Source organism: Sphingomonas phyllosphaerae (genome assembly GCF_036946485.1).
GTDB lineage: Bacteria > Pseudomonadota > Alphaproteobacteria > Sphingomonadales > Sphingomonadaceae > Sphingomonas > Sphingomonas phyllosphaerae_E.
This window is the reverse complement of the sequence record NZ_JAQIJA010000006.1, coordinates 627,847-648,262: the sequence shown is the minus strand read 5'-3', so window position 1 is coordinate 648,262 and position 20,416 is coordinate 627,847. Positions and strand designations below refer to the sequence as shown.

Below are 20,416 nucleotides of genomic sequence, written 5' to 3'. Positions count from 1 at the left end.
GTTCAAGCCCCTTCGCTTACCCGTCCCGGCGCCGGGAGTTGCAGATAGGCGAGCCGCCGCACCTCGCGCCGCCCGCGCACCACGGTGTCGAGGATCAGCCCGGCGAAAAAGCACAGCGCGGCCAGGATGATGAGCCCGGTGATCAGGATCGCGGTCGGGAAGCGCGGGACGAGCCCGGTGTCCATATAGGTGAGGACCAGCGGCACCGCGAGGATCACCGCCAGCGCCGCGAGCAGGCCACCAACCCCGCCGAAGAACCACAACGGGCGCTCGATCCGGTAAAGTGTCGCGATCGTGCCCAGAATGCGCCAGCCGTCGCGATAGGTGCTCAGCTTCGACACCGAACCCTCAGGACGCACGAAATATGGCGTGTCGATCTCGCCGACCGGCATCTTGAGTTCGAGCGCGTGGACGCTGATTTCGGTTTCGATCTCGAACCCGACCGACAGCACCGGGAAGCTCTTGACGAACCGGCGCGAGAACACGCGATAGCCCGTCAGGATGTCGGTGAAGCTGCGCCCGAACAGCCGCGTCAGCATCCCCGTGAGCAATGCGTTGCCGAGCCGGTGCCCGCGACGATAGGCAGCCGCCGCTTCGCCGATCCGACAGCCAACCACCATATCAAGCTGCTCGTCGACCATCCGTGCGACCAGGGCCGGCGCGGCGCTGGCGTCATAGGTCGCATCACCGTCCGCCATGACATAGACGTCGGCATCGACATCAGCGAACATCCGACGCACCACCGCGCCCTTGCCCTGGATGCGCTCGGTGCGAACGATCGCGCCCGCTGCTCGTGCCACCGCGACGGTGCGGTCGCGGCTGTTGTTGTCATAGACGTAGATCGTCGCCGTTGGCAGCGAGGCCCGGAACGCGGCGATCGTCTGCGCGATCGCGGCTTCTTCGTTATAACATGGCAACAGCACCGCAATTCTTGACGCTGTTTCGTTCTTGAGCACCACTTTACCCCCCGCCGCTACGAACGCTCGCTTAACAGCCTTTATGTGGTAGAGGCATTAAAATCGAGGGAGCTTGACGTGCGCGACGACGATCCGGAACCGACCCTGACACGGCTGGTGCCGCGACAATTCGTGCTCTTGCTTCTCGCGCCCTTGCTGGCCTGGCCTGCGATGGTAAACGGCAGCGCTTTCTTCTTCGATGATACCGCCGCCTACATTCGAGGGGTCGACGCACTGGCGGTGCGCACCCTGGGTCGTTCAAGTGACTGGACGATCGAGCGCACGTTGAAGGTCGCCCAAAGGACCCCGCAGACGGCCCGCGCGAAACAGACGATCGTTGCGCCGACAGTTCGCGCGGAGCCGGGGTCGACCAACAAGCCGATTCTGACCGGACGGTCGCCTTTCTACGGCGCGCTGGCATATCTGGGGGTGCTGTTCGGTACGTTCTGGATCGTCGTCGCCGTGCAGACGCTAGCGGCGACCGCGGCGTTGATCGGCGTCGTGCGTCATGCCGTCGATCCCGCGCGCGAGCGGGCGTTCATGACGACGGCGGTCGCCGTCATCGCGATCGCGCTTCTCACCCCGCTACCCTATTTCGCCTGCATGTTGATGCCCGACATCTTTGCCGGGTTGGCGATCCTGGCGGCGGCGGTGCTGCTGAGCGGGTGGCGGCGCGAAACGCCCGCCGGGCGTGTCGGCTGGGTCGCGTTGGCGGGTTATGGAGCACTGACGCATAGCGCTACGACGTTGATCCTTCTGGCGATCGCCGGCAGCGCCGGGCTGTTGCTGCTCGTGCGTCGGCGGATCGGATTGCATCCTAGGGCGATCGCCCTCGTCGCCGCGGCGGGGCTGCTCGGGCTGGTCGGCGACACCAGTTTCGGTATCGCGATCGAGCGGGCGACCGGCGCTCCACCGATCCGACCGCCGTTCCTTACCGCACGACTGACCGCCGATGGCGTGGGCACCGACTATGCACGGGCGCATTGCGCCACCGAACATTGGGTGATCTGCCGGCACCTCGATCAACTGCCGCTACATAGCGACAGCTTCCTGTGGAGCGGCGACCCCGCCACCGGCGTGTTCACCGCCGCCTCTCCCGCGGAGGCGCGGGCGCTGTCGGATGAGCAGATGCGTTTCGTTTTCGCGGTGCTGCGCGACCGCCCCGTCGCGACGCTTGGCGCGTCGCTGAACGCTATGGGCGAGCAGTTCACGCAGGTCGGCCTGCCGGAGTTCCGGTACGCGTCCGCCGAGTTCCAAAACTTCGAGCGAAAGATACCTTCCAGTGTCGTCGCGCAACTGCGCACCACGGCAGCCTTCCGCGGAACGATGCCGATCGACCTGATCGGGGCATTGACCTGGCCGCTGCTGCTGGCGAGCGTTATGGTGATCGGCTGGGCGGCGCGCCGTGCCGATCTGCGGGAGCAAGCGCTGCTCGGCGCCTGGACGCTGTTGGGCTGGATCGCGAATGTCGCGATCTGTGGCGCGTTGTCCACGCCGCACGAACGCTACAACATGCGGGTCATATGGCTGCTGCCGATCGCTGCGTCGGTGATCGTCGCGCGCGCGGTGATCATTCAGCGGCGCGCACCAATCGCGCGAAATCTCGCAATCGGATCGTAGCGCGCGGAAGTCAGTGCAAGGACGGTGACTCGCCACGCACGCGCGTGGGACACGCCATGCCGGCATCAGCCTGTCGCTTGGCAGGCGACGGGACAATGATGCTCTAAGCGCCTCTCGTCACGATCGCGGACGTTTGCAGGCGCTCCACCAACGGCCAGTGCTGGCCGTCGTGCGACAACGGGAGCCTGCCAGTCGGGCAGGCTCCCGTCGGAACGTCAGGCTGCGGGCTTCTTCGCGCGCGGCTTCTTGGCCGGTGCCGCGTCGGCGGCCTGCGTGCCTTCGGCTGCCTCGGCGGCTTCCGGCGACGATTCAGCGACCTGCGTCTCGGCCTCGACCGGCGCCGCCTTCTTGGCGCGCGGCTTCTTGGCGGGCGCCGCCTCGGCGTCGGCAGCCGGCTCGGTCACCGCACCGGCGTCCTCGCCCTTGGCGACCGGCTTCTTGGCGGCAGCCTTCTTGGCGGGCTTCGCCTCGGCAGCGGCCTCGTCGCCCTCGGCGGCCGGCTCGGCCTTCTTCTTGGCGCGGGTCTGCTTCGGCTTGTGGTTGTCGTGATCGTGGCTGTGCGTGCCGGTCGCGAAACCGTCCTCGCTCTCGATCGCGGCTTCCAGCTCTTCCTTGGTCGTCTCGCGGTCGGTGATCTCGGCCTTGTCGAACAGGAAGTCGACGACCTTGTCCTCGTACAGCGGCGCGCGGAGCTGAGCTGCGGCCATCGGGTCCTGCTGGACGTACTGGATGAAGCGCTGACGATCCTCGGGGCCGTATTGCTGCGCGGCCTGCATCAGCAACCGCTGCATTTCCTGCTGCGTCACCTCGACGCCGTTCGCCTGACCGATCTCGCTCAGCAGCAGGCCGAGACGGACGCGGCGCTCGGCGATCTTGCGGTAATCGTCGCGCTCCTTCTCCATCTCGTCGAGCGCGGCCTGCGGATCGGGCTCGTGCGTCGCTTCGTGCTGGAGCTGCTGCCAGATCTGGTTGAACTCGGCCTCTACCATCGACGGCGGCACGTCGAAGTCATGCCCCTCGGCGAGCTGGTCGAGCAGCTTGCGCTTCATATAGGTGCGGGTCAGGCCGTTGTTCTCCTGCTCGAACTGGCCCTTCACCAGCCCGCGCAGCTGCTCGAGGCTCTCGAGCCCGAGGCTCTTGGCCATCTCGTCATCGATCTGGCTCTCCCCGGCGGTCTTCACCGACTTGATCGTCAGGTCGAAGGTCGCGTCCTTGCCGGCCAGTTCCTTCGCGCCGTAATCCTCGGGGAAGGTCACCTTGATCTGGCGCTCCTCGCCGGCCTTCGCGCCGACGACCTGCTCCTCGAAACCGGGAATCAGACGACCCGCGCCGATCTCGACCGCCATGTCGGTGCCGGTGCCGCCGTCGAATGCCACGCCGTCCATCGTCTTGCCGACGAAGTCCATCACGACCTGATCACCGGTCTCGGCGGCCTTGTCGCCCGCGTCTTCCCAACGCTTGGCGCCATCGGCGAAGCGCTTCAGCTGCTCGTCGATCGCCGATTCGTCGACCGGCACGGTCAACCGCTCGAGCTTCAGCCCGTCGATCGCGGGCGCCGGAACCTGCGGGAGCACTTCCAGCTCGACCTTCAGCTCGGCGTCCTTGCCCGACTCATAGCCCTCGACCAGCTCGACGCTCGGCTGCATCGCCGGGCGGAGCTGCTTTTCGGCGATCAGCGCCTGGATGCCTTCCTGGATCGAGGTGTTGAGCGCGTCCTGCTCGATCGCAGGGCCGTGCATCTTCTTGACCAGATTGGTCGGCACCTTGCCGGGACGGAAGCCCGGCATCTTGATCTGCGGCGCGACGCGCTTCAGCTCGGCATCGACCCGCTTGGCGATGTCGCCGGCGGGGATCGTCAGGGTAAAGGCGCGCTTCAGGCCCTCGTTCAACGTCTCGACAGTCTGCATTGGCCGCTTTCGTCAGAAGAATTTCGTTAGTGGTGGCCACCCCGCTTGCGCGGGGACTGGTGCGGGCGAAGGGAATCGAACCCCCACATCTTGCGATACCAGAACCTAAATCTGGCGCGTCTACCAGTTCCGCCACGCCCGCTAGTCGGACACCGCCGGTCGGCGGCATCTATACCGCCCGGCGCGATGGGGCAAGCGGGCAACCCGCGCTTCGACCGCGCGTTGAGGCACGGAAGGAGAAAATTGCGATGGCGACCAATCCCGGAGACCTGCCCGCGGACGTGCCGCAGCCCACCCAACCGGGCACACCCGATACGCCGCCGCCGGAAATCACCCCGCCCGGCCCGGACATCGACGTTCCGGCTCCCGGTGGCCCGGCCGGCAATCCCACGCCCACGAACCCCAGCATCTGAAAGGCGCTCACCGGCATGACCGAGAAAACGATCGACCCGATCCCCAACCGCGACGACGAGCGCCCCGACATCCAGCAGGCGGTCGAGGCACGCAGTGACGCGGTGGCGCGCGGCGAAGGCGGCAAGGAACCGGCGCGCTTCACCGACACCGGTGAGTTCGACGGCAACAGCGGCACCGGCGGCGAGGTGAAGAACCAGGATTTGACGCAGCAATAACGCGGCATGATCATGGGCCCGACCGCCGGTGCCCCGCCGACTATTTGGCGACCGCGAAGTCGAACACGCGCGCGCTCATTACGCCTCCCGAATACAGGCCGGACGTCGAGCCAGCCGACATCGAGTAGAGGAAGCCATATTCGCCCGGCGCCAGATCGGCGTCGGGCCGTACCCGAAACACGCCCGGGCCGACCCGATCGTAGCTGAACGCAATCCGGTCCTTGTCCATCACGCCGCTCTTCGAACCGGCGATATTGAAGCTGCCCACCCGCGCTTCGCGACGATTGTCCTTCACATCGAATCGGATGAGGCTGAACTCGTTCGGTGAGGTGATCGTCACCGCCGGTCCGGCCAGGAACGATCCGGTGTTGGCACCATGCGACAGGCTGGTGTTCGCCTCGTCGAAATAGAAATAGAATTCGGGGCGCGCCGCCGATCCGCTCACACGGGCATGGGCGTTCGGAATAACCGACTTCATTTTGATGGAAACCAGCCCGCCCGTCATCATGTAGCCGAGCGTACCGCCGGTCTTCGTCTGATTGGCCGTCGTCGGATCGATCCGTGCCATTTGCGCCGTCTGGCCCTCACCCTTGTACAGATAGATGCCTGCCGGATGCGGCACGCGCCAATCCGGCGAGTCGATCGACGAAACCGCACCGGGCGCAGTGGCGCCGGCGCCCAGCATCGCCGCGATCACCCCCGACGGGACCCCCTGCTGTTTCAACGCAATGATCTGATCGGTGGACAGATCGAACTGGCCGGGCGTCGCCTTGATCTTCGCGATAATCGCTTCATCGCCCAGCCCCGCCTTGACGAGCGTGACCACGGTCGCGTTGTTCAGGGTTTCAGCCGAGGCAGCCGTCGGCAGCGCACACGCCAGCAGCGCAGCGAAAAGTCGTTTCATGAAAAAATTCCCCCTTGCCGTCGGTCGACGACAAGGAGGAACTTAGCTGCTGCCCGCCCAAGAGCAAGCGGGCGCATCATGTACCGGGTCGCTTATCCGAGCGCCTTTTTCAGCAAATCGTTGACCACCGCAGGGTTGGCCTTGCCGCCCATCGCCTTCATCGTCTGCCCGACGAAGAAGCCGAACAGCGCGACCTTGCCACCGCGATACTGCTCGAGCTGGCCGGGGTTCTTCGCCAGCACGTCAGCGATCACCGCCTCGATCGCACCGGTGTCGCTGGTCTGCTTCAGGCCGCGTTCCTCGACGATCTTGCCCGGCGCCTCGCCCGTTTCGAGCATCGCCTCGAACACCTGCTTGGCGAGACTGCCCGACAGCGTGCCGTCGGCGACCAGCGCGAGCAATTCGGCGGCCTGCCCCGGCGTCACCGGGCTGTCGCCGATCGAGCGGCCCAGTCGATTGAGCGCGCCGAACAATTCGCTGGTCACCCAATTGGCGGCGGCGACCGGCTTCGCGCCGGCATCGAGCAGCGCATCGAACCAGCGTGCGCTCTCGACCTCGGCGGTCAGCACCTGCGCATTGTAGGGCGTGATTCCCAGTCCCTCGTAACGCGCGCGCTTGGCGTCGGGAAGTTCGGGCAGGCTGGCGCGGCATTCATCGAGAAACGCCGCATCCAGTTCGAGCGGGAGCAGATCGGGATCGGGGAAGTAGCGGTAATCGTGCGCATCTTCCTTCGACCGCATCGAACGCGTCGTGCCGGTGTCGGGATTGAACAGCCGCGTTTCCTGCACGATCGTGCCGCCGGCCTCCAGCACGTCGACCTGCCGCGCCGCTTCGTGCTCGATCGCCTGCATGACGAAGCGGATCGAATTGACGTTCTTGGTTTCGGTACGGGTGCCGAATTCCTCGCCGGGCTTGCGCACCGAGACGTTGACGTCGGCGCGCATCGACCCCTGGTCCATATTGCCGTCGCACGACCCGACATAGCGCAGGATCGAGCGCAGCTTGGTCAGATACGCCCCCGCCTCGGCGGGCGAGCGCATGTCGGGGCGGCTGACGATCTCCATCAGCGCGACGCCCGAGCGATTTAGGTCGACGTAGGAGCGGGTCGGATGCTGATCGTGCATCAGCTTGCCGGCATCCTGCTCGACGTGGATGCGCTCGACCCCGATCGTCTTGGTGTCGTCACCGACCTCGATCTCGATCGCGCCCTCACCCACCAGCGGATGATAGAGCTGGCTGATCTGATAGCCCTGCGGCAGATCGGCGTAGAAGTAGTTCTTGCGATCGAACCGCGACCATTTGTTGATTTGCGCGTCGATCGCCATGCCGGTGCGCACCGCCTGACGAATGCACTCGCGGTTCGGCACCGGCAGCATTCCCGGCATCGCAGCATCGACCAGCGACACCTGCGTATTCGGCTCCGCACCGAAGGCGGTCGCAGCGCCCGAGAACAATTTGGCGTTGCTGGTCACCTGGGCGTGGACCTCCAGCCCGATCACGACTTCCCAGTCGCCCGTGCTACCCTTCACTCGATACGCGCTCGCGGTCACCGTATTTCCGCTCCTTGCTGGAAGCGTGTCGCTCTAGGATACGCACCGCGCGCTGGCAATGTCCGGCCGGGTTGACTTGGGCCGCGACGCGCGTTCCAACCGCGGCGCTATCGTGGGGGACCGATGTGATGTTCAACCTTCGTCCGCTCACCGCGCGGATCATGCGCCCGCTGGATGCGGAAGGATTCTGGCGGGGGTGCCGAGACGGTCGACATCGATCCCGCCGGCCGGGTGGAACGCGCGCCCGCGCTGTTCCTGCCGGACGAACTTGACCGCATCGTCGCGCATTATCCGGGCGTTGCGCCGAAGGACGATCTGGACCGGTTGCTGCATACCAGCCGGATCGAGCCTGCAACGACCGCGCGGATCGTGCCCGACGTCATCATCGCCGACGGAACGCTGCTGCGCCACGGCGGAGTGCAGGTGGTCCGGCCGGGGCCGGGCAAGCGCAAGGTGCTGCGCGGTGCCTTCGCCACGCTGCCGGAAGCGATGCTGTGCGCGGACTATGTGATCGACCGCTATTTCGGGCATTGGGTGGCCGATGGCTGGTCGCGCGAGCAACTGGCGATCGAACGCGGCATGGTGCCGATGGTGCTCGATCCGGCGCGGTTCGGGCATAGCGAGGGGTACCGGGCCTTGATCGATCTGCCGGCGCGTCGTCTCGCGGACACGCGGGTGCGACGACTGTGGCTGATCGACGATCGCGGCTACAATCCCGCGCGAATGGAGCGGTTCAGGCAGGTGCGCGCGCGGTTGCGCAACGCACTTGCGGGTCGTGGCGGCCCCGGCGCCGTGTTCATCCGACGCGGTGCGCAGGCGGCAGGACGCACGCTTCGCAACGAGGCCGAGGTGATCGCCGCGCTGGCGGCGCGCGGCTTCACGATCATCGCTCCTGACGCGCTGCCGGCGGCGAAGGTTGCCGCCACGCTGCGCGACGCGCGCATCGTCGTCGGGGTGGAAGGCTCGGCACTGGCCCATGCCAACGCCGTGCTCGATCCCGGCGCGTGCGTGTTCGCGATCCAGTCGCCGGCGTCGTTCAATACCATTCACCGGCTCGCCACCGCCGACGCGGGGTTGCGGTTCGCCTTTTCGGTCGGCGATCCGGCCGCAGGTGACGACTTCACCATGCCGGTCGAGCGGCTGCTGCGCGCGATCGACATGGTGGAAGCGTCGATGCGCTAATCAGGCGGTGCGGGCACTTACCAAGCGCCCGCACGTCCCCTGACATTACCACCACTTAGCCGGTCGCGCCGTGAAGCCGGCGCGTTCCTCGATCGCCAGCGCGGCGTTGAGGACGCCCTGTTCGTCGAGCGGCTTGCCGATCACCTGTAGCCCCAGCGGCAGCCCCGCCGCATCGAGCCCGCCCGGCACGCTCATCGCCGGGAGCCCAGCGAGGCTGGAGGGGACGGTGAATACGTCGTTGAGATACATGGCCAAAGGATCGGCCGACTTCTCGCCGAGCGCGAACGCCGCCGAGGGCGCGGTCGGGGTCAGGAGCACGTCGCAGACGTCCCACGCACGCTCGAAATCTCGCGCGATCAGCGTGCGGATTTTCTGCGCCTGCGTGTAATAAGCGTCGTAGAAGCCCGCCGAGAGCACGTAGGTGCCGATCAGGATGCGGCGTTTGACCTCGTTTCCGAAGCCTTCGGCACGCGTCCGTGCGTACATTTCCTGCAAATTGGCATTGTCGGGAAGGTCGCGGAGCCCGTAACGCACGCCATCGTAGCGTGCGAGGTTCGACGACGCCTCGGCCGGGGCGATGATGTAATAGGCCGGGAGCGCATATTTGGTGTGCGGGAGCGAGACGTCGACGATCTCCGCCCCGGCGTCCTTCAGCCACGCGATCCCCTGCTGCCAGAGCGCCTCGATCTCGGCGGGCATGCCGTCGACGCGATACTCCTTCGGGATGCCGACGCGCTTGCCTGCCAGCGAGGCGTTGAGTTGCCCTTCCCAGTTCGGGACCGGCAGGTCGAGCGAGGTGGCGTCCTTGGCGTCGAAGCCGGCCATCGCCTCCAGCATGATCGCGCAGTCGCGGACGTCGCGCGCCATCGGCCCGGCCTGATCGAGCGACGAGGCGAAAGCGATCGTCCCCCAGCGCGAGCAGCGACCATAGGTCGGCTTGATCCCCGAGATGCCGACGAATGCCGCCGGCTGGCGGATCGAGCCGCCGGTGTCGGTGCCCGTCGCGCCCGGTGCGATCCGCGCCGCGACCGCCGAGGACGAGCCGCCCGACGAGCCGCCCGGCGCGAGCGGGGCGTTGCCGCCGTCGTTGCGCCGCCACGGGCTGATGACGTTGCCGAAATAGCTGGTCTCGTTCGACGAGCCCATCGCGAACTGGTCGAGGTTCAGCTTGCCGAGCATCCCCGCGCCGGCGTTCCACAGGTTCTGCGACACCGTCGACTCATATTCGGGCGTGAAGCCTTCGAGGATGTGGCTCGCCGCGGTGGTCGGCACGCCCTTGGTGCAGAACAGGTCCTTCATCCCGATCGGCACGCCGGCCATCGGCTTGAGCGTCTCGCCCGCGGCACGCGCCTTGTCCGCCGCGTCGGCGGCGGCGAGCGCGTGTTCGGGGGTTTCGACGAGAAAGGCGTTGAGCGGCTTGGCGGCGGCGACTGCGGCGTTGAACGCCTCGGCCACCTCGCGCGCGGAGAAGTCGCCGTCGCGGACGCCGTTACGGATCGCGGCGATGCCCAGATCGGTGAGTGCGGTCATTATTCGATCACCTTGGGCACAGTGAAGAAGCCGTGTTCGGCCTGCGGCGCGTTGGCCAGCACCTTGTCGCGGACCCCGCCGTCGGTGACGACATCGTCACGCAGCCGGAGGTGGTTGGGGATCACGGCGGTCATCGGCTCGACACCGGCGGTGTCGACCTCGCCAAGCTGCTCGATCCAGTCGAGGATGTTGCCGAGTTCGGGCGCGAGCCGGGCGGCTTCGTCGTCGGTGATGGCGATGCGGGCGAGGCCGGCGATGCGCCTGACGGTTGCGGTGTCAACGGACATGCCGCCGCCGCTACCACCCGGCGCCCCGATCTTGCAACACGCCTGACACGGTTGCGCGACGCGCATTCCTGGGGCACCAGCTTTGCGGTTGCGGACCCGGCGCTTTTGCTGCACCGCACAATGGTGACGCACATTTGGCCCGCAAATTCCTCTATGTCGTCGTCGCGCTGATCGTGCTGGCGACCGCGGCTGCCTTTGCCTATCGCCTGTGGGGCGTCGGGATGATGCGGATGGCGATGGTGCCGGGCGAGTCGTTCCGTGACCAGAATCGCCTGACCGCCAAGGATTATGCACCCGATTCGATGTGGCTGGCGCGGCCGGCGCTCGCGCGCAATCCCGCCTTGTGGACGCCGCCGGGCTATGCGCCGCGCAAGGACGCGGGCGGCGCGGCGGTGTTCTTCATCCACCCGACATCGTACCTCACCCGCGCGCACTGGAACGCGCCGCTGACCGACGAGGAGGCCAACGGCCGCGCCGCGCTGTTTCTGCGCGGGCAGGCCAGCGCGTTCAACGAGGCGGGCGAGATCTGGGCGCCGCGTTACCGTCAGGCGACGTTCGGCGCGTTCCTGACCGACCAGCGCGCCGCCGAACAGGCGCTGGCGCTGGCCTATGGCGACATCCTTGCCGCGTTCGACGCGTTTCTGGTCGAGGCCGGGCCGACGCGCCCGATCATCCTCGCCGGGCATAGTCAGGGCGGGCTGCACCTGACGCATTTGCTCAAGGACCGGGTCGCGGGGACGCCGCTCGCGAAGCGGATCGTCGCGGCCTATGTCGTCGGCTGGCCGGTGTCGGTGAGCAACGATCTGCCCGCGCTCGGGCTGCCGGCGTGCGAACGCGCCGATCAGCGTGGGTGCGTGCTGTCGTGGCAGACCTTCGGGGAGCCCGCCGACCCGTCGTTGATCCTCGACAATTACGATCGCTCGACCGGGTTCGACGGCAAGCCGCGGCGCGGCACGCAGATGCTGTGCGTCAACCCGCTGACCGGCACGCCGAACGCCGCCGCACCCGCGAGCGCCAATCTGGGGACGCTATTCCCCAATGCGGCGATGAGCGAGGCGCGGATCGAGCCGGGGCGGATCGGCGCGCATTGCGGCGGGCGCGGGCTGCTGCTGATCGGGTCGCCGCCGGATGTCGGGCCGTACACGCTGCCGGGCAACAATTATCACGTTTATGATTACAGCCTGTTCTGGGCGAACGTCCGCGCCGATGCCGCGCGGCGGCTGGCGGCGGGGGTGATGACGTGAGCGCCACGGGAATAGCCAGTATGACCGCCGTTCGCCCTGAGCTTGTCGAAGGGCGTGTGACGGGGCACGTGCTTCGACAGGCTCAGCACGAACGGGGCGCGGCTGCGCCTGCTTTGGCGTGGGGCGACCTTGACGTGACCCGTTATTGCGAGCGGAGCGAAGCAATTCAGGGTTGGACCAGGACGCCCTGGATTGCTTCGCTCCGCTCGCAATGACGGCGAGTTTGCCTTCGATGATCGTCACCGAGGCGGCGGCGTTTCGCGCCGTGCTGCCCGAAGGCGGGCGATTGCTGGGGCTGGATGTGGGGACCAAGACGGTCGGCACGGCGCTGTGCGATGCCGGCTGGAGCTTCGCGAGCCCGGCGCAGTTGGTGAAGCGGACGAAGTTTACCGTCGACAAGGCGGCGCTGCTTTCGCTCTCACAGGCGCAGCAGGTGCGCGGCTGGGTGATCGGATTGCCGCTCAATCTCGACGGCACCGAGAGCCCGCGCAGCCAGTCGACGCGGGCGTTCGCGCGCAATTGTCGCGATACCGGGATGCCGATCCTGTTGTGGGACGAGCGCTGGTCGACGGTCGCGGCGGAGCGCGCGTTGATCGAGCAGGACTTCAGCCGCGCCAAGCGCGCCGAGCGGATCGATAATCATGCCGCGGCGCATATCTTGCAGGCGGCGATCGATGCGCTGGTGGCGGTTTCCTGACTCTGCCTCGACCGTCATGCTCGCGACGGCGGGAATCCAGAACCTCTGACGTATCGACCCTTGCGAAGACCTGCGCGTCTGTATCCCCGCCTTCGCGAAACCTCTGCGAAACCCGTTTTCTGTTCGCCGGCGAAGGCCGGGGCCCAGTTGGGGGAGGCTTGTGACTAACTGAAACACCTTCCCAACTGGACCCCGGCCTGCGCCGGGGAACGGCTTACGAAGGATATGCTCCGCACTTTCGCAGAGGTCTCGCCTTCGCGGGGATGACGGACGAGGCATGGCCCGGGGTACCCCCCCCCTGCAACATGCCGTTATCCCGGACTTGATCCGGGATCCCGCTTTTCGATTCCGAACGCCAAGAAGAAGCCGGGCCCCGGATCAAGTCCGGGGCGACGATAGGCGTGGTGACCCGGCCCTGACCCACACCCGACTTGCCCCCTTCCCGCTCCGCGACTAGGCAGCGGCTTCGATGAACCAGTCGGACCACCGCCCCGCCACGCTGATCCCCGGAGGCGCGGTGTTTCCGCACCGCCATCTGACCGGGATCGAGGGCCTCGAGCCCCATGAAATCACCTTCCTGCTCGACGAGGCCGAGACCTGGGTCGAGGCGAACCGCACCCGCGCTGCGCCCGACCAGCGGCTGGCCGGCTTCACGCAGATCAACGCCTTTTTCGAGAACAGCACGCGCACGCTGCTGAGCTTCGAAATCGCGGGCAAGCGGCTCGGCGCGGACGTCGTCAACATGCACGCCGCGCAGTCGAGCGTGAAGAAGGGCGAGACGCTGATCGACACCGCGATGACGCTCAACGCGATGCGCGCCGACGTGATCGTGATCCGGCACATGTCGTCGGGCGCGGTGCGGCTGATCGCGGACAAGGTCGATTGCCCGGTGCTCAACGCCGGTGACGGGCGGCACGAGCATCCGACGCAGGCACTGCTCGACGCGCTGACGATCCGGCGGCGGCTCGGCGGCGTCGCCAACAAGCGCGTCGTGATCTGCGGCGACCTGCTGCACAGCCGGGTCGCGCGGTCGAACATCCTCGCACTGACCGCGCTCGCCGCCGAGGTGCGCGTCTGCGCGCCCTCGACCCTGATGCCGCCCGCGATCGAGCGGTTCGGCGTCACCGCCTTCACCGATTTCGACAAGGCGATCGAGGGCGCGGACGTGGTGATGATGCTGCGGTTGCAGACCGAGCGGATGGCGGGCGGCTATGTCCCCTCCACGCGCGAATATCATCTGCGCTACGGGCTGACGCTGGAACGGCTCAACGCGCGCGCGCCGGGGGCGCTGGTGATGCATCCCGGGCCGATGAACCGCGGGGTGGAGATCGACTCGGCGGTCGCCGACCATGTCGAGCAATCGGCGATCACGGAGCAGGTGCAGATGGGCGTGGCGGTGCGGATGGCCTGTCTGGACGTGCTGACCCGGCGCGCGCGCAAGGTGGAGGGCTGGGCATGACGCAGGCGCTGCACCTGACCAATGCGCGGCTGGTGTGCCCGGCCGGCGGCGAGCGCGACGGCGAGTTGCTGATCGTCGACGGCACGATCGTTTCGGGCGAGGCGCCGAGCCATGCCGAGCGCGTCGATTGTCGCCGCAGGCTGCTCGCGCCGGGGATCATCGACGTCGGTGTGGCGCGGATCGACCGTGCGGCGGCGCGTGCCGGGGGTGTGGTGCGCGTTGCGCCGATGCCCGATCAGGTGCCGGTGCTCGACGAGCCCGGCGCGGTGCAGCGACTCGCGCTGATCGGGCGGCCCGACCTGTGGATCCATCCGATCGCCGCGGCGACGCGCGGGCTGGCGGGGACCGATCTTGCCGAGATGGCGATCTGCCTGTCGGCGGGGGCGCGCGCGGTCGGGACCGGGCGCGGCTGGATCGCCGATTCGGGGGTGATGCACCGCGTGCTGATGTATGCGCGCGATCTCGACGTCGTGGTCGTCACCCATGCCGAGGACGGCGGGCTGGCGGCGGGCGCGGTGGCGACCGAGGGCGAGACCGCGACGCGGCTCGGGCTGCCGTCCGCGCCCGCGCTCGCCGAGCCGCTGGCGATCGCGCGCGACCTGATGCTGGCCGAGGAAACCGGCGCGCGGCTGCACCTGCGCTGTGTGACCACCGCCGCGGGGTTCGCCTTGGTGCGCGCGGCCAAGGCGCGCGGGGTGCGGGTGACATGCGGCGTTACCCCGGCGTATCTGCTGCTCAGCGACAATGCGATGAGCGATTTCCGCACCTTCGCGCATCTCTCGCCGCCGCTGCGCAGCGAGGACGACCGCAAGGCGGCGCTGGCGGCGCTGGCGGACGGGACGATCGACCTGCTGTGTTCGGGGCACGACCCGCGCGGGCCGGAGGAAAAGCGGTTGCCGTTCGCGGACGCCAGCGCGGGCGCGGCGGATGCGGCGACATTGCTGCCGCTGGCGCTGGGGCTGGCGCGTGACGGGCGCGTGACGCTGCCGCGGCTGTTCGCGCTGCTCGCCACCGGGCCGGCGGCGCTGCTCGGGCTGGAGACGGGGACGCTGGCGGCGGGAATGCCGGGCGACGTGATCCTGATCGACGAGAACGCGCCATGGCAGATCGACGCCGACCGGCTGCCGGGCAAGGCGGGCAACACGCCGTTCGACGGCCTGCCGGTGCAGGGGCGCGTCACCGCGATGTGGAAGGGCGGCCGCGCGATCGCGGCGTGAGGTGTAGCAGCGTCAGGGCGCTGCGACCTCGACGGCCGTCGCCGCGCCGCGCTGGAGCGCCAGTGCCTCGGGCTGCCCCGGATCGAGGGCGGGGGTGATCTTCATCAGCACGGCGACCTGCTCGGCGGGGCCGTGCGGGCGGGCGAAGCGCATCCAGTCGAGGATGCGCTGGCGGGCCTGCGCGGGCGGCAGGTCGAGCCCGACGAGGAAGAGCGCGTCCGGCCACTCGCCGGCGAGCGCCAGCGCTAGCGCGAGGTTCTGGCGCGTGCGGGCGTCGGCGCCGGGGACGCGCATCGCGGCCATCAGCACCTCGACCCCCTGCCCCGGCTGTCCGGCGAGCGCGAGCGCCAGACCCTGGTCGGCGGCCGGGATCAGCGCGGCGTAGCGCGACAGCGTCGCCCGTGCCGCCTCATGCTGGCCGCTGGCGATCTGCGCGAGTGCGAGGTGCAGCGCGGTGGCGCCATCGGCCTGGCGGAGCGCCAGCGTGTCGTCGAACGCCTGCGCCGCCGAGCGGAAGCGCCCGGCGCGCAGGTAAGCGGTGCCGAGCAGCGCGCGGCGGTCGCCGTCGCTTCCGTCCTGCGCGACCGCCTGTTCGGCATGGGCGATCGCCACCGGCCAGCGCCGCTGCTTGAGCGCGCGCTGCGCCGCCGCCACGTCGTCCTGCGCCACACGCTTGTGGCCGAAATCGAAATGCCACAGGCTGCACCCCGCCAGCGCCAATGCCAGCAGCAGCACTGCCCCGGTGCGGAACATTCCGCGCATCATCAGCCAAGCACCCGGCGACCGAAGCTGTGCGCGGTCGCGCGTACCACGCCATGTCCGCCGCCCAGCGTGCCGGTGGTGAAGACGGTGCGGCGGAAATTCTTCTCGAGCCGGTCGAAGACGCAGTCCCACAAGGCCGCGATCTCCTGCGCGGCGGCGCTGTCGGGCGCGGTTTCCATGACGGTGCGTCCGTCGGCCATCGACTCGGCGAATTCGGCGCGGTGATGCACCGTGACCGACGCCACCGTTCCGTGGCGCGACAGCGCGACGGCGGTATCGGCGGTGAGCGCGGCATGAGGCGTCGCGCCATTGATGACGAACAACATCGGCTTGCCCGAGCGCTCGCACAAATCGACGGTCCCGCCGACCGCGTGGAGATCGTGCGGGCTGGGCCGCGTCGGCACCACGATCAGCTCGGCGACGTGGATCGCCGCCTGGATGGCGACGGTCAGCGCGGGCGGCGTGTCGATGACGACCAGCCGCGTGCCGCGCTCCCGCAGTTTTTCGAGGTCGGCGGCGATCCGCGTCACCCCGGTCGCGGCGAAAGACGGCGAGCGGGCGGTGCGCGCCCCCGCCCAAGGCGCGATCGTCCCCTGCGGATCGATGTCGAGCAGCGCGACGGGGCCGAGGCCGGCACGCTCCGCCTGCACCGCCAGATGCCCGGCGAGAGTCGTCTTGCCCGACCCGCCCTTCTGCGATGCCACCGCGAGTACGCGCATGTCCGCTGCCGATGTCCCCGTTGATCCGTGCGGCTGCTTGCCACGCGGATGGTGGAGGAAGCGTTAATGGCGATCGGTCAGACGGTTGACCATTCCGCGCGCGGGACGCCCTGCGCCCACAGCAAGGCGGTCAGATCGCCGTGTTCGATGCGCGCCGCCGCCGCCGCCGCGACGATCGGCTTGGCGTGATACGCCACACCCAGCCCGGCGATCTCGATCATCGCCAGATCGTTGGCGCCATCGCCGACCGCCAGCGTCGCCGCGTCCGCGAGCCCCAGCGCCGCGCGGGTTTCCAGCAAGGTTTCGCGCTTGGTGGCCGCGCCGACGATCGGTCGCGCGACGGTGCCCGACAGCGTCGCGCCGTCGATCTCCAGCACGTTGGCGATCGCGCGGTCGAAGCCGATCTCGGCGGCGACCGGCTCGGCAAAGCGCGTGAAGCCGCCCGACACCAGCACCGCGCTCGAGCCCCAGCCGCGCATCGTGCGGACCAGTTCGCGCGCGCCGGGCATCAACTGCACGCGTTCGGCGCGGCAGGTGTCGATGACCGCGGCGTCGAGTCCCTTGAGCAACGCCACCCGCGCGTCGAGCGCGGCCTCGAAATCGAGTTCGCCGCGCATCGCCGCCTCGGTGATCGCGGCGATCTTCGGCTTGAGCCCGGCATAATCGGCGAGTTCGTCGATGCATTCGACCGTAATCATGGTCGAATCCATGTCGGCGACGAGCAGCATCTTGCGCCGACCTTCGCGCGGCTGGACCACCACGTCGACGCGCTCGAAGGCGCCTTCCAGCGCCGCGCGGGCGTCGGCCGGCGCCAGCTCGAACTGCCAGTCGGCGGCATCGCCTTCATCGATCCACGCCATCGTCGTCGGCGCGCAGCCCGCCGCGGCGAGGCGATCGTGCGCCTGGGCCATGATGTTGGGCGTCAGCCGCCCTGCTGCTATCAGCGTCGCCGTGAACATGCCTAACCCCGCAAAGCCAAGGCTGGCGCTCATCGCAGGGCCGACCGCCAGCGGCAAGAGCGCGCTGGCGATCGAACTGGCGGAAGCGACCGGCGGGACGGTGATCAACGCCGATGCCAGCCAGGTGTATCGCGATCTGCGCGTGCTGTCCGCCCGCCCCGCCCGCGCCGACGAGGCGCGCGTGCCGCACCGGCTGTTCGGCTATGTCGACGGGGCGGAGGCGTGTTCGGCAGCGCGCTGGGCCGATGACGCCGCGGCCGAGGTGCGGCGGGTGCATAGCGACGGCGGCGTGCCGGTGCTGGTCGGCGGGACCGGGCTGTACCTGCGCACGCTGCTCGACGGGATCGCGCCGGTGCCGGAGATCGACGCCGAGGTCCGCACAGCGGTGCGTGCGCTGCCGGTTGCCGAAGCGCATGCGGCACTGTCGCGGGAAGACCCGGCAGCGGCGGCACGGCTGAACGCGCGCGATACGACGCGGGTCGCGCGCGCGCTGGAGGTCGTGCGGTCGACCGGACGGACATTATCCGCGTGGCAGGCCGACCGAAGCGGCGGGATCGGCGACACGGTCGACGTGCGCGGACTGGTGCTGTTGCCCGACCGCGAGATGCTGATGGCGCGCTGCGACACGCGGCTGGTGCAGATGTTCGACGAGGGCGGGATCGAGGAGGTCGCGGCGCTGCTCGCCCGCGCCGACGTGCCCGCGGATGCGCCGGTGCGGCGGGCGATCGGGGTGCCGGAAATCGCGGCCACTCTCTCCGGCGCGTTATCGCGTTCGGACGCACTGGCGGCGGCGCAGCTCGCCACGCGGCGCTACGCCAAGCGGCAATATACCTGGTTTCGCAATCAGTTACCCCGCGACTGGCAATGCTGCACCGCGCCAAACTTGCAATTTTATTTCGCATAAAGCTGTTGACGCGTAACTTTCTATGCCGTAGCGCCCCCGGACCCGGCGGGCTAAGACGTTCGCCCTTTCCCAATGAGGAGACGTGACGTGACCGAGAAGAGCGGAGCAGACATCCTGGTCGAGGCGCTGTGCGATCTCGGCGTGGAGGTCGTGTTCGGCTATCCGGGCGGTGCCGTCCTGCCGATCTACGACGCCCTGTTCCGTTCGAAGCGCATTCGCCACATTCTCGTGCGTCACGAACAGGCCGCCACCCACGCCGCGGAAGGCTATGCGCGGTCGACCGGCAAGCCCGGGGTCGTGCTCGTCACCTCCGGCCCCGGCGCGACCAACGCGGTCACCGGGATCACGGACGCGCTGCTCGACTCGATCCCGATGGTGGTCATCACCGGGCAGGTCCCGACCGCGCTGATCGGCTCGGACGCGTTTCAGGAGGCCGATACCGTCGGCATCACGCGTCATTGCTCGAAGCACAATTATCTCGTGAAGGACCCGGCGCGGCTTGGGCCTGTCATCCACGAGGCGTTTCATATCGCCACCTCGGGCCGCCCCGGCCCGGTCGTGGTCGACATCCCGAAGGACGTGCAGGTCGCGACCGCTGGCTATGCCAAGCCCGGCCCGATCCAGCACAAGACCTATCGTCCGCAGTTGAAGGCCGATCGCGCCGCGATCGAGCAGGTCGTCGACATGCTGGCGGCCGCCGAGCGTCCGGTGCTCTATACCGGCGGCGGAGTCATCAACTCCGGCCCGGCGGCATCGCAATTGTTGCAGGAACTGGCGAAGATCACCGGCGCGCCGGTCACCTCGACGCTGATGGGGCTGGGCGCCTATCCCGCCACCGGGCCGCAATGGCTCGGGATGCTGGGGATGCACGGCACCTATGAAGCCAATATGGCGATGAACCAGGCGGATCTGGTCGTCGCGATCGGCTCGCGCTTCGACGACCGGGTCACCGGGCGGCTCGATGCTTTCTCGCCCAACAGCCGCAAGGTGCATATCGACATCGACCGGTCGAGCATCAACAAGACGGTGCGGATCGACCTGCCGATCGTCGCCGATGCCGGCCATGCGATGCAGGACATGATCCACGTCTGGAAGGCGCGCCAGCATCCCAAGCCCGACATCGCCGAATGGCTGCGGCGGATCGAGGGCTGGCGGGCGCGCAAGTGCCTCGACTTCCCCGAGACCGGGCCGAACGAGAACAATGGCGAGATCATGCCGCAGCGCGCCGTCCGCGCGCTGTACGATGCCACGCATCACCGCCAGCCGATCATCACCACCGAGGTCGGCCAGCACCAGATGTGGGCCGCGCAGCATTTCGGGTTCGATCTGCCGAACAAGTGGCTGACGAGCGGTGGGCTCGGTACGATGGGCTACGGCCTGCCCGCCGCGATCGGCGCGCAGCTCGGCAATCCCAATGCGTTGGTGATCGACATCGCGGGCGAGGCGTCGATCCAGATGAACATCCAGGAACTGGCGACGGCGACGCAATATCGCCTGCCGGTCAAGGTGTTCATCCTCAACAACGAATATATGGGGATGGTCCGCCAGTGGCAGGAGCTGACCTATGAGAGCCGCTATGCCGAGAGCTACTCGGACTCGCTGCCCGATTTCGTGAAGCTGGCCGAGGCTTACGGCTGGAAGGGCATCCGGATCGAGCGGCCGGACCAGCTGGACGCGGGGATCGCGGAGATGCTGGCGCATGACGGCCCGGTGATGGTGGATTGCATGGTGGCGAAGCTCGCCAATTGCTTCCCGATGATCCCGAGCGGCGCGGCGCACACCGACATGATCCTGCAGGCCAATGAGGTCAGCGGCACCATGGACGACGAGGCCAAGGCGCTGGTTTGAGGCACCCTCCCTTTCAAGGGAGGGGCTGGGGGTGAGTGGCGT

At 68.2% G+C, this 20,416-nt stretch carries 19 protein-coding genes and 1 tRNA gene; 10 read left to right on the top strand and 10 right to left on the bottom strand.

The features are described from left to right. Nucleotides 1-2: 2 nt before the first annotated feature. Nucleotides 3-956, bottom strand: a complete 954-nt coding sequence (locus PGN16_RS18715; protein ID WP_443019683.1) for a glycosyltransferase family 2 protein — start codon at nucleotides 954-956, stop codon at nucleotides 3-5. Nucleotides 957-1,034: 78 nt separating this feature from the next. On the opposite strand from PGN16_RS18715, the gene PGN16_RS18710 reads away from it, so the two are divergent. Then, nucleotides 1,035-2,576, top strand: a complete 1,542-nt coding sequence (locus tag PGN16_RS18710) for a hypothetical protein (RefSeq protein ID WP_335310859.1) — start codon at nucleotides 1,035-1,037, stop codon at nucleotides 2,574-2,576. 215 nt (nucleotides 2,577-2,791) lie between these two features. Here the strand turns inward: PGN16_RS18710 and tig are convergent, their stop codons facing one another. Both tig and PGN16_RS18700 read right to left on the bottom strand, forming a co-directional pair. Beyond that, entirely contained in the window at nucleotides 2,792-4,483 is a 1,692-nt protein-coding gene (tig, locus tag PGN16_RS18705; protein WP_335310858.1) for a trigger factor, read from the bottom strand. Between the two features lie 57 nt (nucleotides 4,484-4,540). Then, a tRNA-Leu gene (locus PGN16_RS18700) sits at nucleotides 4,541-4,625 on the bottom strand. Between the two features lie 106 nt (nucleotides 4,626-4,731). Here PGN16_RS18700 and PGN16_RS18695 point away from each other — a divergent pair. Together PGN16_RS18695 and PGN16_RS18690 are read left to right on the top strand one after the other, a co-directional pair. Next, the gene (locus PGN16_RS18695; protein ID WP_335310857.1) at nucleotides 4,732-4,896 is read left to right on the top strand and encodes a hypothetical protein; all 165 of its coding nucleotides are present in this window, start codon (nucleotides 4,732-4,734) and stop codon (nucleotides 4,894-4,896) included. A gap of 15 nt (nucleotides 4,897-4,911) precedes the next feature. Beyond that, nucleotides 4,912-5,112, top strand: coding sequence for a hypothetical protein (locus PGN16_RS18690; protein WP_159758995.1), 201 nt, complete (start codon nucleotides 4,912-4,914; stop codon nucleotides 5,110-5,112). Nucleotides 5,113-5,152: 40 nt separating this feature from the next. Here PGN16_RS18690 and PGN16_RS18685 read toward each other — a convergent pair whose 3' ends face one another. Both PGN16_RS18685 and gatB read right to left on the bottom strand, forming a co-directional pair. Further along, the gene (locus PGN16_RS18685) at nucleotides 5,153-6,016 is read right to left on the bottom strand and encodes a hypothetical protein (RefSeq protein WP_335310856.1); all 864 of its coding nucleotides are present in this window, start codon (nucleotides 6,014-6,016) and stop codon (nucleotides 5,153-5,155) included. Nucleotides 6,017-6,108: 92 nt separating this feature from the next. Further along, on the bottom strand, nucleotides 6,109-7,566 hold the full coding sequence (gene gatB, locus PGN16_RS18680; protein WP_335310855.1) for an Asp-tRNA(Asn)/Glu-tRNA(Gln) amidotransferase subunit GatB: 1,458 nt from the start codon (nucleotides 7,564-7,566) through the stop codon (nucleotides 6,109-6,111). Nucleotides 7,567-7,740: 174 nt separating this feature from the next. Between gatB and PGN16_RS18675 the strand changes: the two genes are divergently transcribed. Beyond that, a complete protein-coding gene (locus PGN16_RS18675) occupies nucleotides 7,741-8,748 on the top strand; it encodes a glycosyltransferase family 61 protein (RefSeq protein ID WP_335310854.1) in 1,008 nt (335 codons plus the stop codon). A gap of 45 nt (nucleotides 8,749-8,793) precedes the next feature. Here the strand turns inward: PGN16_RS18675 and gatA are convergent, their stop codons facing one another. Both gatA and gatC read right to left on the bottom strand, forming a co-directional pair. Next, entirely contained in the window at nucleotides 8,794-10,278 is a 1,485-nt protein-coding gene (gene gatA / locus PGN16_RS18670; RefSeq protein ID WP_335310853.1) for an Asp-tRNA(Asn)/Glu-tRNA(Gln) amidotransferase subunit GatA, read from the bottom strand. Continuing rightward, on the bottom strand, nucleotides 10,278-10,565 hold the full coding sequence (gatC, locus tag PGN16_RS18665) for an Asp-tRNA(Asn)/Glu-tRNA(Gln) amidotransferase subunit GatC (protein ID WP_184034463.1): 288 nt from the start codon (nucleotides 10,563-10,565) through the stop codon (nucleotides 10,278-10,280). Before gatC ends, gatA begins: the two co-directional genes overlap by 1 nt. 134 nt (nucleotides 10,566-10,699) lie before the next feature. Here gatC and PGN16_RS18660 point away from each other — a divergent pair, with 134 nt between their 5' ends. The 4 genes from PGN16_RS18660 (at nucleotide 10,700) to PGN16_RS18645 (ending at nucleotide 15,182) form a co-directional block, all read left to right on the top strand. Next, entirely contained in the window at nucleotides 10,700-11,809 is a 1,110-nt protein-coding gene (locus PGN16_RS18660) for a DUF3089 domain-containing protein (protein ID WP_335310852.1), read from the top strand. A gap of 232 nt (nucleotides 11,810-12,041) precedes the next feature. Beyond that, complete coding sequence (gene ruvX, locus PGN16_RS18655) at nucleotides 12,042-12,506, top strand: Holliday junction resolvase RuvX (RefSeq protein ID WP_335310851.1); 465 nt, start codon at nucleotides 12,042-12,044, stop codon at nucleotides 12,504-12,506. Between the two features lie 469 nt (nucleotides 12,507-12,975). Then, entirely contained in the window at nucleotides 12,976-13,965 is a 990-nt protein-coding gene (locus PGN16_RS18650; RefSeq protein WP_335310850.1) for an aspartate carbamoyltransferase catalytic subunit, read from the top strand. After that, entirely contained in the window at nucleotides 13,962-15,182 is a 1,221-nt protein-coding gene (locus PGN16_RS18645) for a dihydroorotase (protein WP_335310849.1), read from the top strand. The genes PGN16_RS18650 and PGN16_RS18645 overlap by 4 nt, the downstream gene beginning before the upstream one ends. A gap of 12 nt (nucleotides 15,183-15,194) precedes the next feature. Here PGN16_RS18645 and PGN16_RS18640 read toward each other — a convergent pair whose 3' ends face one another. From PGN16_RS18640 to serB, 3 genes are all read right to left on the bottom strand, one after another. Beyond that, nucleotides 15,195-15,947, bottom strand: coding sequence for a hypothetical protein (locus PGN16_RS18640; protein ID WP_335310848.1), 753 nt, complete (start codon nucleotides 15,945-15,947; stop codon nucleotides 15,195-15,197). Next, nucleotides 15,947-16,663 (bottom strand): ParA family protein, encoded by a 717-nt coding sequence (locus tag PGN16_RS18635; protein WP_335310847.1) that lies wholly within the window; start codon nucleotides 16,661-16,663, stop codon nucleotides 15,947-15,949. The genes PGN16_RS18640 and PGN16_RS18635 overlap by 1 nt, the downstream gene beginning before the upstream one ends. Before the next feature lie 77 nt (nucleotides 16,664-16,740). Further along, a complete protein-coding gene (serB, locus tag PGN16_RS18630; RefSeq protein ID WP_335310987.1) occupies nucleotides 16,741-17,622 on the bottom strand; it encodes a phosphoserine phosphatase SerB in 882 nt (293 codons plus the stop codon). Here serB and miaA point away from each other — a divergent pair. Continuing rightward, nucleotides 17,621-18,526 (top strand): tRNA (adenosine(37)-N6)-dimethylallyltransferase MiaA, encoded by a 906-nt coding sequence (miaA, locus tag PGN16_RS18625; protein WP_335310846.1) that lies wholly within the window; start codon nucleotides 17,621-17,623, stop codon nucleotides 18,524-18,526. The two genes, serB and miaA, sit on opposite strands and share 2 nt — an antisense overlap. Nucleotides 18,527-18,598: 72 nt before the next feature. Next, the gene (locus tag PGN16_RS18620) at nucleotides 18,599-20,374 is read left to right on the top strand and encodes an acetolactate synthase 3 large subunit (protein WP_335310845.1); all 1,776 of its coding nucleotides are present in this window, start codon (nucleotides 18,599-18,601) and stop codon (nucleotides 20,372-20,374) included. Nucleotides 20,375-20,416 lie beyond the last annotated feature (42 nt).

Coding starts and splice junctions, on each gene's coding strand:
- PGN16_RS18690 (WP_159758995.1), top strand. CDS start 4,912: ATGACCGAGAAAACGATCGACCCGATCCCCAACCGCGACGACGAGCGC.
- PGN16_RS18695 (WP_335310857.1), top strand. CDS start 4,732: ATGGCGACCAATCCCGGAGACCTGCCCGCGGACGTGCCGCAGCCCACC.
- tig (WP_335310858.1), bottom strand. CDS start 4,483: ATGCAGACTGTCGAGACGTTGAACGAGGGCCTGAAGCGCGCCTTTACC.
- PGN16_RS18650 (WP_335310850.1), top strand. CDS start 12,976: ATGAACCAGTCGGACCACCGCCCCGCCACGCTGATCCCCGGAGGCGCG.
- serB (WP_335310987.1), bottom strand. CDS start 17,622: ATGTTCACGGCGACGCTGATAGCAGCAGGGCGGCTGACGCCCAACATC.
- gatC (WP_184034463.1), bottom strand. CDS start 10,565: ATGTCCGTTGACACCGCAACCGTCAGGCGCATCGCCGGCCTCGCCCGC.
- PGN16_RS18645 (WP_335310849.1), top strand. CDS start 13,962: ATGACGCAGGCGCTGCACCTGACCAATGCGCGGCTGGTGTGCCCGGCC.
- PGN16_RS18675 (WP_335310854.1), top strand. CDS start 7,741: ATGCGGAAGGATTCTGGCGGGGGTGCCGAGACGGTCGACATCGATCCC.
- miaA (WP_335310846.1), top strand. CDS start 17,621: ATGCCTAACCCCGCAAAGCCAAGGCTGGCGCTCATCGCAGGGCCGACC.
- gatA (WP_335310853.1), bottom strand. CDS start 10,278: ATGACCGCACTCACCGATCTGGGCATCGCCGCGATCCGTAACGGCGTC.
- PGN16_RS18685 (WP_335310856.1), bottom strand. CDS start 6,016: ATGAAACGACTTTTCGCTGCGCTGCTGGCGTGTGCGCTGCCGACGGCT.
- PGN16_RS18640 (WP_335310848.1), bottom strand. CDS start 15,947: ATGATGCGCGGAATGTTCCGCACCGGGGCAGTGCTGCTGCTGGCATTG.
- PGN16_RS18635 (WP_335310847.1), bottom strand. CDS start 16,663: ATGCGCGTACTCGCGGTGGCATCGCAGAAGGGCGGGTCGGGCAAGACG.
- ruvX (WP_335310851.1), top strand. CDS start 12,042: ATGATCGTCACCGAGGCGGCGGCGTTTCGCGCCGTGCTGCCCGAAGGC.
- PGN16_RS18620 (WP_335310845.1), top strand. CDS start 18,599: ATGAGGAGACGTGACGTGACCGAGAAGAGCGGAGCAGACATCCTGGTC.